This window comes from Rhizobium sp. BK060, from assembly GCF_014193145.1.
Classification (GTDB): domain Bacteria; phylum Pseudomonadota; class Alphaproteobacteria; order Rhizobiales; family Rhizobiaceae; genus Rhizobium.
This window is the reverse complement of sequence record NZ_JACHYW010000022.1, coordinates 22,122-35,765: the sequence shown is the minus strand read 5'-3', so window position 1 is coordinate 35,765 and position 13,644 is coordinate 22,122. Positions and strand designations below refer to the sequence as shown.

Below are 13,644 nucleotides of genomic sequence, written 5' to 3'. Positions count from 1 at the left end.
GCTCGGATGGGAGGATTAATCGCTATTTCAGTTGCTTGCGTTGACGAGTGCATCCGGCGTGACAAAGGCCGCGTAGCTCGGCAGCACTTCGGTCACTTTGCCCTGATCCTTCAGGAAGGCAGCCGTATCCTTGAGGATTTTGGCGGCGCCCGACTTTTCGCCGCCGCCGAGCCAGGCTTCGGAAGCTTGTACGTCAGGCGTCAGAAGTGTCAGGTTCTTGAGTGCGCCAGCCTGCTGCTCGGGCGTTCCGCCAAGTGTCTTGGCGAGCAGCTTGGCATTCTCGCTGTCGGCATCCCAAGCCTTCTTATCCGCTGCGAAGGAGGCATAGTACTTGTTGATGACGCTGGCGAAGGTCTTCAGGAACGCCGGGTTCTCATCGGCGAACTTCGATGCTGCGACCCAGGCGGAGAAGGTTGGAGCGCCCTTGTCGGCGACATCCCTGGATGTGACCAGCACCTTGCCATTCTTCTTCAATTCGCTCAGTGCCGGATCCCACACAAAACCGCCATCGATGTCTCCGCGATTGTAGCTGGCCACGATCTCCGGCTGCGGAATTGCAAAGACCTGCACATCCTTTTCCGTCAGGCCCAGCGACCTGATCAACGCCAAGAGCTGATAATGGTCGGTGGAGACGGGCGCGGCAGCGAGCTTCTTGCCTTTCAGGTCAGACAGAGATGATATGCCCGAACCGTTGCGAACGACGAGCGCCTCGTCGATGCCGGAGATCGAGGAGAGGTAGAAAGCCTTGACCTCCAATCCGCGGGACGTCGCGGCCGCAAACGGGCTCGAGCCGACATAGCCGACCTGCACGTCCCCCGAGGCGATGGCCGCGAAAATCTCGGCGCCTGAGTTGAACTTGCGGAAATCGATCTCATGGCCGGTTGCCTTGGCGAGTTCGCCATTGGCAATTGCCACCGATGACGGCAGCGCGTCGGTCTGGTAGGCAACAACCACTTTCTTGTCGGCTGCCTGGGCAACAAAAGGCGCCAGCAGGCTTGCGGAGCCGAGCGTAATTGCCGCCAATAATGTCCTGATCTTCATGTTTCGCCCCCTTGCGGCTGAGCATCAGCTTCAGCGCTTGAACTTGTTTCGACATGGAAACATTAGGGCGGGCACCCACTCGCACACAGATAAAACTATCTATTTTATAGACTATAAGGACAATATTGTTTTGGCCTCTAAGACGGGCGTGAACATTCGAGCCTTGGCCACCTACGGTCCACCAGCTGGCATCGTTCTTCCTGAGGAAATTCCTGTCAGATCGGATCGATAGAGATCAGAAAGCAGCACGCTTTGCCGCTCACCACGACATCCTTGCCTTTGGCTCCCTGAAGAAGAAGCGCATCCTTTTGACCAAGATCGGCGTGCTCACCGCTCCATTCGACGGTGAGGGTTCCTTGATGACACAGGAGAAACCATGTCGGTGCGGCTGGATGCACAGTCACCGTGGAATCGACATCAACCCTCTCGACCCAATGGCGCAGTCCGTTGCGCCGGGTCATGACGTTCAGGTCCGTGATCGGTCCCTCGGCGAGCCTCGCCGCCACCGCGACATCCGCGGGAAAGGCGAGGGGAGCGTTGTCCTGTTTTAGCAACACAGGCGCGTTGTCGTCGATTGTCAGCGACATGCCGTTGCCTTCAAGGATCGCAAGCGTCCGGTCGATGCCGGCAAAGATCGAGAACGGCCCATCCGTTTCAACCGTTGCCATGCTGACGCGCCAATCGAAATCAGACAGTGCCGCGCCCTCCGGCGAGACGGCAATTTCGACGGTCTGGCCGCCGCCGTTCTTCCACGGCATGCCGCGATAGGTGCTGGATCTGAGAACGGTGGCGCGGGTCATTTGGGCTCCATCATTGCAAGGGAAGGCAGGGTGAACTAAGTTTATTGGACTAAGTCTATCGAGGCAGCTATGCAGACCGTGAACATACACGAAGCGAAGACACACCTGTCGCGGCTTATCGAGAAGGCCGCGAAAGGTGAGGCGTTCATCATAGCCAAGGCCGGGAAACCCCTGGTGAAAGTCGTTCCCCTCGAAGAGGCCGATGCCCCGAAGAAACAGCGGATCGGCTTCATGAAAGGCATGATCTTGGTTCCCGACGATTTCGACACCATGATGGCCGATGAGATCGAGGAGATATTCAGTGAGGGCGAACAGTTCCCCGAATGAGGCTGCTGCTTGATACGCACATTCTAATCTGGGCAGCCGGCGATAGCGAGCGGCTGCCTGATCGTCTGCGAGCGCTGATCGAGGACGACCAGAACGAGCTCCTTTTCAGCCCCGCCAGCCTCTGGGAAATCGCGATCAACCAAGCGCAGATCCGCCCCGATTTTCGCGCCGATCCCTCGATGCTGAGAGAGCGCCTTCTCCAAAATGGTTATGTCGAGCTGCCGATCAACGGCGAGCATGCGCTTGCAATCGCGGCACTCCCGCCGATCCACAAGGATCCCTTCGACCGTATGCTGATTGCCCAGTCAAAGATCGAAGGCGTTGCCTTGGTCACAGTTGATCAGACCGTGCTGCAGTATCCGGGCCTCATGGAATTTTGAGGCCCGGCACAACAGGTCAATTCCCCAGAATTGCCGGCAGACGCAGACCCTGTTCCTTGGCGCAATCGACGGCGATCTCATAGCCGGCATCGGCATGGCGCATGACGCCGGTCGCTGGGTCGTTCCAGAGGACGCGCTCCAAGCGCCGCGCTGCATCGTCCGTGCCGTCGGCGCAGATGACCATCCCGGAATGCTGTGAGAAGCCCATGCCGACGCCGCCGCCGTGATGGAGCGACACCCAGGTCGCGCCAGACGCCGTATTCAGCAGCGCATTCAGCAGCGGCCAGTCAGAAACGGCATCCGAACCGTCCTTCATCGCTTCCGTCTCGCGGTTCGGCGACGCGACCGAGCCAGAGTCCAGGTGGTCGCGGCCAATGACGATCGGCGCCTTCAGCTCGCCGTTCTTCACCATCTCGTTGAAGGCAAGGCCGAGGCGATGGCGATCGCCGAGCCCAACCCAGCAAATGCGCGCCGGCAGCCCCTGAAAGGCGATGCGTTCACGTGCCATGTCAAGCCAGTTGTGCAGGTGCTTGTTGTCGGGCAGCAGTTCCTTCACCTTGGCGTCGGTCTTGTAGATATCTTCCGGATCCCCGGAGAGCGCCGCCCAACGGAACGGACCTATGCCGCGGCAGAAGAGCGGACGAATATAGGCCGGCACGAAACCCGGGAAGGCGAAGGCGTTCTCGAGGCCTTCATCCTTGGCGACCTGACGGATGTTGTTGCCATAGTCGAGCGTCGGGACGCCGGCATCCCAGAAGGCGACCATGGCCTCCACGTGCTGCCTCATGGAGGCGCGCGCGGCGACTTCTACCGACTTCGGATCGGTCTCCCGCTTGGCCTTGGCTTCCTCGACCGTCCAGCCTGCAGGCAGGTAGCCGTTGCGCGGGTCGTGCGCGGAGGTCTGATCGGTCACGATATCGGGGCGCGCACCGCCGGCCTTCATGCGACGAACGAGTTCCGGGAATATCTCGGCGGCATTGCCGAGCAAACCGACCGACTTTGCCTCACCGGCCTTCGTCCACTTGTCGATCAGCGCCAACGCTTCGTCGAGCGTCTTTGCCTTTTCGTCGACGTAGCGGGTGCGGAGACGGAAATCGATGCGGGTTTCGTCGCTTTCGACAGCCAGGCAGCAGGCGCCAGCCATGACAGCAGCGAGCGGTTGTGCGCCACCCATGCCGCCGAGACCGCCGGTCAGGATCCACTTGCCCTTGAGGTTGCCGTTGTAGTGCTGGCGGCCTGCCTCGACGAAGGTTTCGTAGGTACCTTGAACGATGCCTTGCGTGCCGATGTAGATCCACGAGCCGGCCGTCATCTGGCCGTACATGGCAAGGCCCTTCTTATCGAGCTCGTTGAAATGATCCCAGGTCGCCCAGTGCGGGACGAGGTTCGAGTTCGCGATCAGGACGCGTGGAGCATCCTTGTGCGTGCGGAAGACGGCGACTGGCTTGCCGGATTGCACAAGGAGCGTTTCATCCTCGTTCAACGTCTTCAGGGTCGCTGCGATCCGGTCGAAGTCGTCCCAGGTGCGGGCCGCACGGCCGATGCCGCCATAGACCACGAGCTCGTTCGGATTTTCTGCCACGTCAGGGTCAAGGTTGTTCATCAGCATGCGCAGCGGCGCTTCGGTCATCCAGCTCTTGGCGTTGAGCTCATTGCCGCGCGGTGCGCGGATCTCGCGAATGTTGTGGCGTGGGTTTGCAGTCATGCGGGTTCCCCCTGTCGAGTGATTGTTATCGTTTCAGGCCCGGCGCGATCTGTTCAATGCGCACCAGAATGTCTTTGAGATGGACGCGAAGAGGCTTTGCCTTCGCGGCGTCATAGGCGAAGGGTGGCGCCTCGGTTTGGAGATGCGTCGATTGCGCAAGCTCCATCTGGATGGCGTGCACGGCGATCTCGGGCTGGCCGTAATGGCGTGTCGTCCAGCCGCCCTTGAAGCGGCCGTTGAGCACGCTGTCGTAACCCTCAGCGGCTGCAACGACGGTGAGCGTCGCCTGCTCGATGGCGCCATCGCAGGTCTTGCCCATATCCGTGCCGATATTGAAATCCGGCAGCTTGCCCTCGAAGAGGAACGGAATGTGGGAGCGGATCGAGTGGCAGTCGTAGAGGATCGCCACGCCATGGATGGCCCTCACACGCTCGATCTCGGCGGCAAGTGCGGCGTGATAAGGCGCGTGAAAGTCCCGCAGCCGCCCCGCGATGTCGGCCTCACCAGGCCCCTGCCCATCCTTCCAGATCGGCTTTCCGTCGAAATCCGTTTCCGGAATAAGACCGGTGGTGTTCTGGCCGGGATAGAGGCTGACACCGGCCGGATCGCGGTTCGCATCGATGACGTAGCGGTGGAAGGTTGCGCGCACGGTGGTCGCACCTGACAGCAGGCCATCATAGAGGTGATCAATGTGCCAGTCGGTATCGGCAAGAATCCTGCCGTTTTCGTTCAAACGCTCCCAGATATCACCGGGAACGTCGATCCCCGTGTGGGGAAACGCGAGGATGACTGGAGATGAGCCCTGTTTAACTTCGAATACAGCCATGTCAGCTCTCCAGAACGGGTAGGATGCCGGGCTGGACGGATGCATTGAGCGTGCCCGTCGCGATGAGATCGCCTGCCGCCTTAAGGTCGTTTGCCATGTAGCGGTCGAGCTCCAGGCTCGGCACTGCGCTGCGGATTGTCGAAATCGCCTTCTGCAGTTCAGGGCTGGTTGTCAGGGGGGCGCGGAACTCCACGCCCTGGGCTGCGGTCAGGGCTTCGATGCCGACAATATTGAAGAGGTTGTCAGTCATCGGCAGCAGCCGACGGGCACCGTGGCAGGCCATGGAGACATGATCTTCCTGATTGGCCGACGTCGGCGTCGAGTCGACGGAGGCCGGGTGCGACATCTGCTTGTTTTCCGACATGAGTGCCGCGGACGTTACTTCCGCAATCATCAGGCCGGAGTTGAGGCCGGGCTTCTTTGCCAGGAAGGCCGGCAATCCGTAGGAAAGCGCAGGGTCGACCAAGAGGGCGATACGCCGCTGTGCGATCGCGCCGATTTCACAGATGGCAAGGGCGATCTGATCCGCTGCGAAGGCGACTGGCTCGGCATGGAAGTTGCCGCCGGACACAACCGAGTTGTCCGAAAGCACCAGCGGGTTGTCGGTGACGGCGTTCGCTTCGATTTCCAGCGTCCGAGCAACCGAGCGCAGCAGATCCAGGCAGGCGCCGTCGACCTGGGGCTGACAGCGGATGCAGTAGGGATCCTGCACGCGCTCGTCGCCTTCAATATGGCTTTGACGGATCACCGAGCCTTCGAGAAGTCCCCGAAGTGCTAAAGCCGTATCGATCTGGCCCCTATGGCCACGCAACGTGTGAATGTCCGGATGGAAGGGGGCGGACGAACCCATGGCTGCGTCCGTCGACATGGCTCCGGTAATCAAGGCCGCCTGGGCTGCCCGATGTGCGCGGAAAAGACCGGCAAGAGCCAGCGCCGTCGAGGTCTGCGTACCATTGATCAGTGCGAGGCCTTCCTTCGCAGCGAGCACGACGGGTTTCAGTCCGGCGCTTTCGAGAGCCGCACTGCCGGAAAGACGCTCGCCGGCAAAGAAGGCTTCGGCTTCGCCCATCATCACGGCGGCCATGTGGGCGAGGGGGGCAAGGTCGCCCGAGGCGCCAACGGAGCCTTTTTCCGGGATGACCGGGATGACGCCCTTTTCCAACATGCCTTCGATCAGCCGCACCAGTTCCAGCCGCACGCCAGACGCGCCACGACCAAGCGAAACCAACTTCAGGGCCATGATCAAACGAACGACGTTTTCAGGCAGCGGCGCGCCGACGCCGCAGCAATGCGAGAGGATAAGGTTGCGCTGAAGCGTCGCCACATCGGCGCTATCGATCTTGATAGACGCGAGCTTTCCGAAGCCGGTATTGATGCCGTAGACCGGCGCATTGCCAGCCGCAATCTCGGCAATGCGTGAAGCGGCCTTCGCGATGCCGGCGTCAAAGGAAGCGTCGAGCTTAGCTGGCTCACCGGTCCAGTAGATCGTCTCCAGTTCCTTGAGCGAAACGGAGCCGGGATGAAGGGTAATGGTCAACGGTCGATCCTTTCGCCCTTGAAGACATGTGCATGAAGTGGGTTGAAGCCGATGCGGTAGACGAGTTCGGCGAGGCTTTCGACGTCCCAGATGGCGAAATCTGCGGACTTGCCGGGCTCGAGCGTGCCTGTTTCCTCCAAAAGTCCGAGGGCGCGTGCGCCTTCACGGGTCGCACCCGCGATGCATTCCTCGACAGTGAGACCGAACAGTGTCGCCGACATGTTCATCGTCAGGAGCAGCGAGGTCAGCGGCGACGTTCCGGGATTGCAATCAGTGGCGATGGCGATCCGAGCGCCGGCGTCGCGCAGCGCCTGAACAGGCGGCTTCTGCTTCTCATTGATGGCGTAGAAGGCACCCGGCAGCAGGACGGCGACCGTACCGGCCGCGGCCATCGCCGTGGCGCCTTCTGCATCCAGATACTCGAGGTGGTCGGCCGAGAGCGCATCATAAGAGGCTGCAAGCTTTGCGCCGCCTAGGTTGGACAATTGCTCCGCATGCAGCTTGACCGGCAGGCCGAGCGCCTCGGCCTTGTCGAAGACCTGGGCGATCTCGACTGTCGAAAAGGCGATCCCTTCACAGAAGCCATCGACAGCGTCGACCAAGCCCTCGGCATGAGCGTATTCGAGAGCCGGGATAACGACGTCCGTGATGTAATCACCGTTACGGCCCTTGTACTCGACCGGCGTCGCATGAGCGCCGAGATAGGCGGTAACGACACGGACCGGACGGACCTGCTCAAGCTGGCGGGCCGCGCGCAGCATCTTCAGTTCGCCGTCGATATTCAGCCCGTAGCCCGACTTTACCTCGATCGTCGTCAGGCCTTCGGAAATAAGTGTATCCAAGCGGGGAAGAGCCGCCTCGACGAGACCTTCGACCGAGAGTGCGTTTGTTGCCTTGACGGAAGAGACAATGCCGCCGCCGGCGCGCGCGATCTCTTCATAGGTCGCGCCTTCCAGGCGCATTTCAAATTCGCGGGCGCGATTGCCGCCATAGACGATGTGGGTGTGGCAGTCGACGAGGCCAGGCGTCACCCAGCGACTTTCGAGATCCGTGATTTGGGCTCGCTCGATCGCCGACACCGGCAAGTCGGCCTCTGGACCGACAAAACTTATGCGGCCGCCTTCTGTAACAATGGCACCTTTGTCGATGATGCCGAGACCCGGCTTTTGTGGATCGAGCGTCGCCAATCGCGCATTCCGCCACAAATGTGGACGGAGATCGCCGGATGCTTCATCGCTTGAAAATTTGTTCCCATTCATCAGCTTTGCGCCTTCCTTTATGTGGAAACATGTATATACATAATAAACAGGTGACAAGTGAAATTTTGTGCGTCTCCATGGAAAAGAAAGATGCGCGGCGCCAAAGAGGAGAAAAAGCGTTATGGCCCAGACGGTAGCGACCACACTGCATTCAAGCGCAGCACTTCTGCCGAACGGGTGGCAAAAGGACGTTCGCCTGACGATCGCCGATGGCCGTATCGCAAGCGTTGAAACGGGCGTCGCCGCCGAGCCCGGCGACGAGCATCACGACACGCTTGTTCCCGCGATGAGCAACCTGCACAGCCACGCTTTCCAGCGCGCAATGGCTGGCCTTGCGGAAGTGCGCGGACCGGCGAACGACAGCTTCTGGAGCTGGCGTACCGTCATGTACAAGTTCGCCCTCTCGATGACGCCTGAGCATGTCGAGGCCGTGGCCGCCCAACTCTATATGGAGATGCTGGAAGCCGGTTTTTCCCGTGTCGGCGAATTCCATTATTTGCACCACGACAAGGACGGCGCGCCCTATGCCAACATTGCCGAGCTCGCCGAGCGCATCGGGGCGGCAGCAAATATCAGCGGGATCGGCTTGACGTTGCTTCCGGTGTTCTATGCCCATTCCGGCTTCGGTGGCGCGGCGCCGATCGATGGCCAACGGCGCTTCATCAATTCACTGGACAGCTTTGCCGCATTGTTGGAGGGCTGCCGCAAGATGGCAAGCGGCCTTCCCGGTGCCGAGCTCGGTCTTGCCCCGCACAGCCTCCGCGCCACTACGCCGGGGGAACTCGTCAAGGTCGTGGCGCTGGCCGGCGACGGGCCAATCCATATCCATGTCGCCGAGCAGGTGAAGGAAGTCGAGGACTGCCTCGCGTGGTCGGGCGCGCGGCCCGTCGAATGGCTGCTGGCCAATGCGCCCGTCGATGGTCGCTGGTGCCTGATCCACGCAACCCACATGACGGACGAGGAAACGCGCGGCATGGCGCGCAGCGGCGCGATCGCCGGCCTTTGTCCGATCACCGAAGCCAACCTCGGCGACGGCACCTTCCAAGCGCCGCTCTTCATCGAAGAAGGCGGCCGTTTCGGCGTCGGCTCGGATTCCAACGTTCTGATCTCGCTTCCAGGCGAACTGCGCCAGCTCGAATACTCGGAACGTCTGGCGCTCAGGGCTCGCAATGTCATCGCAGCGCCAGGCGGCTCGACCGCGCGCAGACTTTTCGATCTTGCGATGACCGGTGGCGGCGCTGCACTGAAGGCACCGGGCGGGATCGCGGTCGGCCACCAAGCCGACCTCATTTCGCTCGGCAAGACAGCCGTACCCTACCTTTCCGGCGATCAGCTGCTCGATCACTGGGTCTTTGCCGGTGGCGTGGCCGTCGACAGCGTCTGGGCGCACGGCCGCAAGCAGGTCGCTGGCGGTCGCCACGTGGCGCGCGATCAAATCAATCGCCGGTTCCTGAAGGCGATGGGCGAGCTTCTGGCAGCATAGGGCTTTCCAGGTCGCAACATACAGATTAGAGCGGGAGGCATTAAACGGAGCGTGACGATGAACCAAAGCAAGGAGACAACCTTGCACCAGCGGATCGTGAGCGACATCGAAGGCCGCATCGTTTCTGGCGAGTGGCCGCCGGGTCACCGCATCCCGTTTGAAGTGGACCTCACCAAGAAATACGACTGTTCGCGCATGACCGTGAACAAGGCGCTAACCCAGCTCGCCAAGGCGGGCCTCATCGAGCGTCGCAAGAAATCCGGCAGCTTCGTCACGCAGCCGCAGGCGCAATCGGCCGTCCTGGAGATCCACGACATCAGGGCTGAGGTCCAGTCACTGAATCTTTCCTACTCCTTCGCCGTATCCAAGCGCGAACAACGCAAGGCGAAGGTCGACGACATTAGACGCCTTGACGTCGCACCAGGATCTTCCGTGGTTGATGTGGCCTGCATCCATCAGGCGGGTGGTCGACCGTTCTGCCTGGAAGAGCGACTGATCAGCCTGTCGACCGTGCCTGAAGCCGCCGAGGCCGATTTCTCCGAAATGGCGCCGGGCGCCTGGCTGATCAATCAGATCCCCTGGAGCAGCGCCGAGCACCGCATTCACGCCGTTTCGGCCGGTTCAGACGAGGCTACCGCCCTCGGGATCCCGCGTAACACCGCCTGCCTGGTCGTCGAGCGCCGCACTTGGAGCAATGTCGGGCCGGTCACCCATGTACGCTTCACCTATCCCGGTGACCGCCATGCGCTGGTGGCGCGGTTCACACCGGCATCGCAATAGAGAACGGCCTCGGCAAGCGCCACCGGCCGTACTCGTCGACCGCGAGTGGGCGGAGATCACCGGCGAAGGCCTGCGGTTGTCGCAGCCCGATGAGCTGCTCGACGCCTGGCGTGACGCTCACGAAGCGCCAAGCGGAGAGCGATTGGCCTTCTACGCACTGAAGACATCGCTTACAAAGGATCTGAACTCACCCTTGGTGGACTTGCTCGCCGGGATGCTGAAGCGTGGGGTCGAGAGCGGCGAATTCCGCAAGGGCGTCGACCCGGTACACCTCGACATATCAATTGCAGCGCTCTCATATTTCTATCTCTCTAACAATCACACGCTTTCTGCGATCTTCGGCAGAGATCTCTTATCGCCGGCTGCCTTGGAAGAGCGACCGGAACATATTCAGGGGCTCGTCCCTGGTTATGTGACCGCCACGTAAGAGTGTTGCCTGTATCGAAACTGGGTTACCATCCAATCGAGCGAATTCTTATAGCGTCGTGTTCCATGTCCAGGGTCCTCATCATTGTCGGGCTTGCTGTCGTCGTGGTTGGTATTCTGTGGCCGTGGCTTGTGCGCATCGGCCTGGGGAGGCTGCCGGGCGACATTCTTATCGAGCGCGAGAATTTCTCCATCTACATCCCTATTACCACCGGTCTGCTTGTCAGCATTCTGCTGTCCGTGATGCTCTGGCTCCTCAGTCGATAGGAAGCAATGCCAGTTGTTGTGATCAACCAACAATTTGCGTGCCAGCGCCGCGATCGCTCTTCTTCGCGCGCCCACCGCTGGACTGCAGCGGGCCGTAAACCATTGGCGCGCTGACGTTCGAAGAATGGAAGAATGTCAGTCAAGGGCTTCCTTTACGGGAAAGCGGTCTACCCGACCCATCACGATAGCTGGAGCCTTGCACAACACGATACAGACCCCCGGCTTGCGCTTCGAATGTGCGCGGCGCGGCTTTGTCGGCGACGCCGACGGAATGGCGTCACACTTGTTACTCCCCCTGTTCGCTTTCCGGTGCCAAGCTATCTGACGAGCAACAACGACGAACCGGATGTCAGCCAGCAGGCGCGAAAATTCGCCCAGATCGAGGAGATTGAAAGCCATGTCGAGATCAACGGACGATGGTCAAATAGGCACGCAGCCGGATATGCACACGCCACCGGTCGTGTCGCCGCAGGCCTGGGAGACGGCCTTGCAGCAGTTGCTTGTGAAAGAAAAGGACATGACCCGCGCCCGTGACGCCCTGGCCGCCGAGCGCCGGCGGATGCCGTGGATGGCCGTCGAGACCGCTTATTGGTTCGAGGGACCTGCGGGCAGGAAAAGCCTGCTTGACCTGTTCGATGGTCGGCGACAGTTGATCGTCTACCGCGCCTTCTTCGAGCCGGGCGTATTCGGCTGGCCCGACCACGCGTGCCGGGGCTGCTCCATGGTGGCCGATCAAGTCGCCCATGTCGCGCACCTGAACGCGCGTGACACCACCCTCGTCTTCGCCTCGCGTGCGCCCCAGTCCGACATCGCGCGCCTAAAGGCGCGGATGGGCTGGGAGATGCCGTGGTTTACTATCACCGACAGCTTCGACGCCGACTTCGGCGTGGATGAGTGGCATGGCACGAACGTGTTCTACCGTGACGTCGACCGCGTATTCCGCACTTATTTCGTCAATAACCGCGGCGACGAGCAAATGGGAAGCACGTGGAATTACCTCGACATCACTCCCTTGGGCCGGCAGGAGGTTTGGGAGGACTCGCCCGAGGGCTACCCGAAAACGCCGACGTACAAGTGGTGGAACTGGCATGACAGCTACGTTGCAAACGCAATACCCGACGAGAAATGGGTCGAGGTTTCAAACGCTGGAGAAGCGGCGTTCCGGAGCCAACACGCGAGCGAGAAGCCCTGAGCCATGGTCCAGGTAGTAGAGAAGTGAAGAACAGGTCGCGCAGAATATGGTGTCTGCGCATAGGCGCCAGCCGACCTCGCAAGGTCACCGCGTTCCGAAATAGTGCGACAATGTGCCGGGCCTTGCGGCCCGCACATTGTGGCCATGTTACAATTCAGCTTTCGGCTCGATCGGCTCCCAGATGCTTATTTTGCGGGTCTCGGGCATCAAGAAAAGGGCAAGCAGGAAGCATACGGCAGGAACCGCGATCGGGTATATCAGCGCGTAACCGATGCTGCCAGTGGCCGCGAACGCCGCTGAGGTAATGAACGGCACCAATCCGCCACCCCAACCATTGCCGATGTGATACGGCACCGATACAGACGTGTAGCGGATCCTACCAGGGAAGTATTCAGCAAGGAACGCACCAACCGGGCCGTATACCATCCCGACGTAGCAAACCAGGATGAAGATGATGAAGACCGCGGCTGGATAGTTGATGTTGCCAGGCTGCGTGGCTAGTCCCAGCCACAAGTACAGCGGATAATACGTGGTCGCGGCGAGCAACATCCCTCCCAGGATCACTGGCTTGCGGCCGATAATATCTGACAGCCATCCAAAGAAGATCAGACTCGGCGTTGCAATGAGCAGTGCAACTCCAACGATGTAGGACGAGGTCAACGCGTCTACCTTGGAAACCTGCTGCAGGAAGTACAATGCCCAGAACTGACCGCTATACCAGACCACTCCCTGCCCGATCAGCACGATGGTGGCGATCCCGACATATTGGATGTTGGAGCTCAGGAAGGCTTCCTTCCATGGATTTCGGGTCATCTGCCCCTTAGCCTTGATCTCCGCAAAGATCGGTGTCTCCTGGAGCTGAAGACGGATGTAGATTGCAATGGCAACCAGCAGGAAGGAGACCAAAAACGGAATGCGCCAAGCCCATTCGTTGAAGACCTCGTTGCCGAAATAGGTGCGCGTCGCGATGATCACGGCCAGCGACACGACGATTCCGAGCGTCGGAGAGGTCTGAAGCCACCCGGTGTAATAGCCGCGGCGTTCGTCGGGGACATGCTCGGCGACATAGGTGATGGCGCCACCGTACTCGCCGCCCAAGCACAAGCCTTGGATCATCCGTAAGCCGAAGAGAAGAAAGGCAGCAGTTAGTCCGATCGACGCGTAGGTCGGCATCAAGCCGATCGCACCCGTGCCCAACCCCATGCCGCTGAGCGTAATGAGAAACGTGTATTTGCGGCCGACCCGGTCACCCATCCAGCCGAAAAGGAACGCCCCCAGTGGACGGATCAGGAATCCTGCGGTGAAGAGTGCAATCGTACTCAGCAGCGCTGCGACTGGATGGGATTGCTCAAAGAACTTGACCGAAAGAACCGCGGCCAAGCTTCCGAAGATATAGAAGTCATACCATTCGATTATGTTTCCTACCGACGCGGCAATGATCACGCGGCGGAAATCCCTTGGAACCTGAGTGGGCATGTTTCTTCCTCCCGTTTAACATCGCCCCCCAACTTCTTGTATTTTAGCACGAAAGCAGGCCGATCCCAACTTGACACCCACTCTTCAGGTCGCGGGGCGCGCGCCGACAATCAGGCGGCAGCCAGTGACGGCAAACAACACGCGA

14 protein-coding genes are annotated in these 13,644 nt (G+C 60.4%); 7 read left to right on the top strand and 7 right to left on the bottom strand.

Features of this window, described 5'->3' with window-relative positions; translation table 11 throughout:
• Nucleotides 1-27: 27 nt before the first annotated feature.
• Nucleotides 28-1,041, bottom strand: coding sequence for a taurine ABC transporter substrate-binding protein (gene tauA / locus FHT71_RS22180; RefSeq protein ID WP_183722063.1), 1,014 nt, complete (start codon nt 1,039-1,041; stop codon nt 28-30).
• Nucleotides 1,042-1,256: 215 nt separating this feature from the next.
• A complete protein-coding gene (locus tag FHT71_RS22175) occupies nt 1,257-1,841 on the bottom strand; it encodes a HutD family protein (protein ID WP_183722061.1) in 585 nt (194 codons plus the stop codon).
• Between the two features lie 69 nt (nt 1,842-1,910).
• Here FHT71_RS22175 and FHT71_RS22170 point away from each other — a divergent pair, with 69 nt between their 5' ends.
• Both FHT71_RS22170 and FHT71_RS22165 read left to right on the top strand, forming a co-directional pair.
• Entirely contained in the window at nt 1,911-2,168 is a 258-nt protein-coding gene (locus tag FHT71_RS22170) for a type II toxin-antitoxin system prevent-host-death family antitoxin (protein WP_132587893.1), read from the top strand.
• The gene (locus tag FHT71_RS22165) at nt 2,165-2,548 is read left to right on the top strand and encodes a type II toxin-antitoxin system VapC family toxin (protein ID WP_132587892.1); all 384 of its coding nucleotides are present in this window, start codon (nt 2,165-2,167) and stop codon (nt 2,546-2,548) included. The genes FHT71_RS22170 and FHT71_RS22165 overlap by 4 nt, the downstream gene beginning before the upstream one ends.
• A 16-nt stretch (nt 2,549-2,564) precedes the next feature.
• On the opposite strand, the gene hutU is transcribed toward FHT71_RS22165, so the two are convergent.
• From hutU to hutI, 4 genes are read right to left on the bottom strand one after another with little or no spacing between them, the layout of a single operon-like run.
• The gene (gene hutU, locus FHT71_RS22160; protein ID WP_132587891.1) at nt 2,565-4,253 is read right to left on the bottom strand and encodes a urocanate hydratase; all 1,689 of its coding nucleotides are present in this window, start codon (nt 4,251-4,253) and stop codon (nt 2,565-2,567) included.
• A gap of 25 nt (nt 4,254-4,278) precedes the next feature.
• On the bottom strand, nt 4,279-5,079 hold the full coding sequence (hutG, locus tag FHT71_RS22155) for an N-formylglutamate deformylase (RefSeq protein WP_183722059.1): 801 nt from the start codon (nt 5,077-5,079) through the stop codon (nt 4,279-4,281).
• A 1-nt stretch (nt 5,080) separates the two neighbouring features.
• Complete coding sequence (gene hutH / locus FHT71_RS22150) at nt 5,081-6,616, bottom strand: histidine ammonia-lyase (RefSeq protein WP_132587889.1); 1,536 nt, start codon at nt 6,614-6,616, stop codon at nt 5,081-5,083.
• Complete coding sequence (gene hutI, locus FHT71_RS22145) at nt 6,613-7,875, bottom strand: imidazolonepropionase (RefSeq protein ID WP_183722057.1); 1,263 nt, start codon at nt 7,873-7,875, stop codon at nt 6,613-6,615. Before hutI ends, hutH begins: the two co-directional genes overlap by 4 nt.
• Before the next feature lie 121 nt (nt 7,876-7,996).
• On the opposite strand from hutI, the gene FHT71_RS22140 reads away from it, so the two are divergent.
• From FHT71_RS22140 to FHT71_RS22120, 5 genes are all read left to right on the top strand, one after another.
• Nucleotides 7,997-9,358 carry a formimidoylglutamate deiminase gene (locus tag FHT71_RS22140; RefSeq protein ID WP_132587887.1) on the top strand — a complete coding sequence of 454 codons (1,362 nt, stop codon included), beginning with the start codon at nt 7,997-7,999 and terminating at the stop codon, nt 9,356-9,358.
• Between the two features lie 57 nt (nt 9,359-9,415).
• Complete coding sequence (gene hutC, locus FHT71_RS22135) at nt 9,416-10,138, top strand: histidine utilization repressor (RefSeq protein ID WP_132587886.1); 723 nt, start codon at nt 9,416-9,418, stop codon at nt 10,136-10,138.
• Nucleotides 10,101-10,565: a hypothetical protein gene (locus FHT71_RS22130; RefSeq protein WP_132587885.1), complete on the top strand. Its 465-nt coding sequence runs from the start codon at nt 10,101-10,103 to the stop codon at nt 10,563-10,565. Before hutC ends, FHT71_RS22130 begins: the two co-directional genes overlap by 38 nt.
• A 65-nt stretch (nt 10,566-10,630) precedes the next feature.
• The gene (locus tag FHT71_RS22125) at nt 10,631-10,831 is read left to right on the top strand and encodes a DUF2905 domain-containing protein (RefSeq protein ID WP_132587884.1); all 201 of its coding nucleotides are present in this window, start codon (nt 10,631-10,633) and stop codon (nt 10,829-10,831) included.
• A gap of 397 nt (nt 10,832-11,228) precedes the next feature.
• Nucleotides 11,229-12,023 carry a DUF899 family protein gene (locus FHT71_RS22120; protein ID WP_132587883.1) on the top strand — a complete coding sequence of 265 codons (795 nt, stop codon included), beginning with the start codon at nt 11,229-11,231 and terminating at the stop codon, nt 12,021-12,023.
• Nucleotides 12,024-12,170: 147 nt separating this feature from the next.
• On the opposite strand, the gene FHT71_RS22115 is transcribed toward FHT71_RS22120, so the two are convergent.
• Nucleotides 12,171-13,499 (bottom strand): MFS transporter, encoded by a 1,329-nt coding sequence (locus FHT71_RS22115; protein WP_183722055.1) that lies wholly within the window; start codon nt 13,497-13,499, stop codon nt 12,171-12,173.
• Nucleotides 13,500-13,644 lie beyond the last annotated feature (145 nt).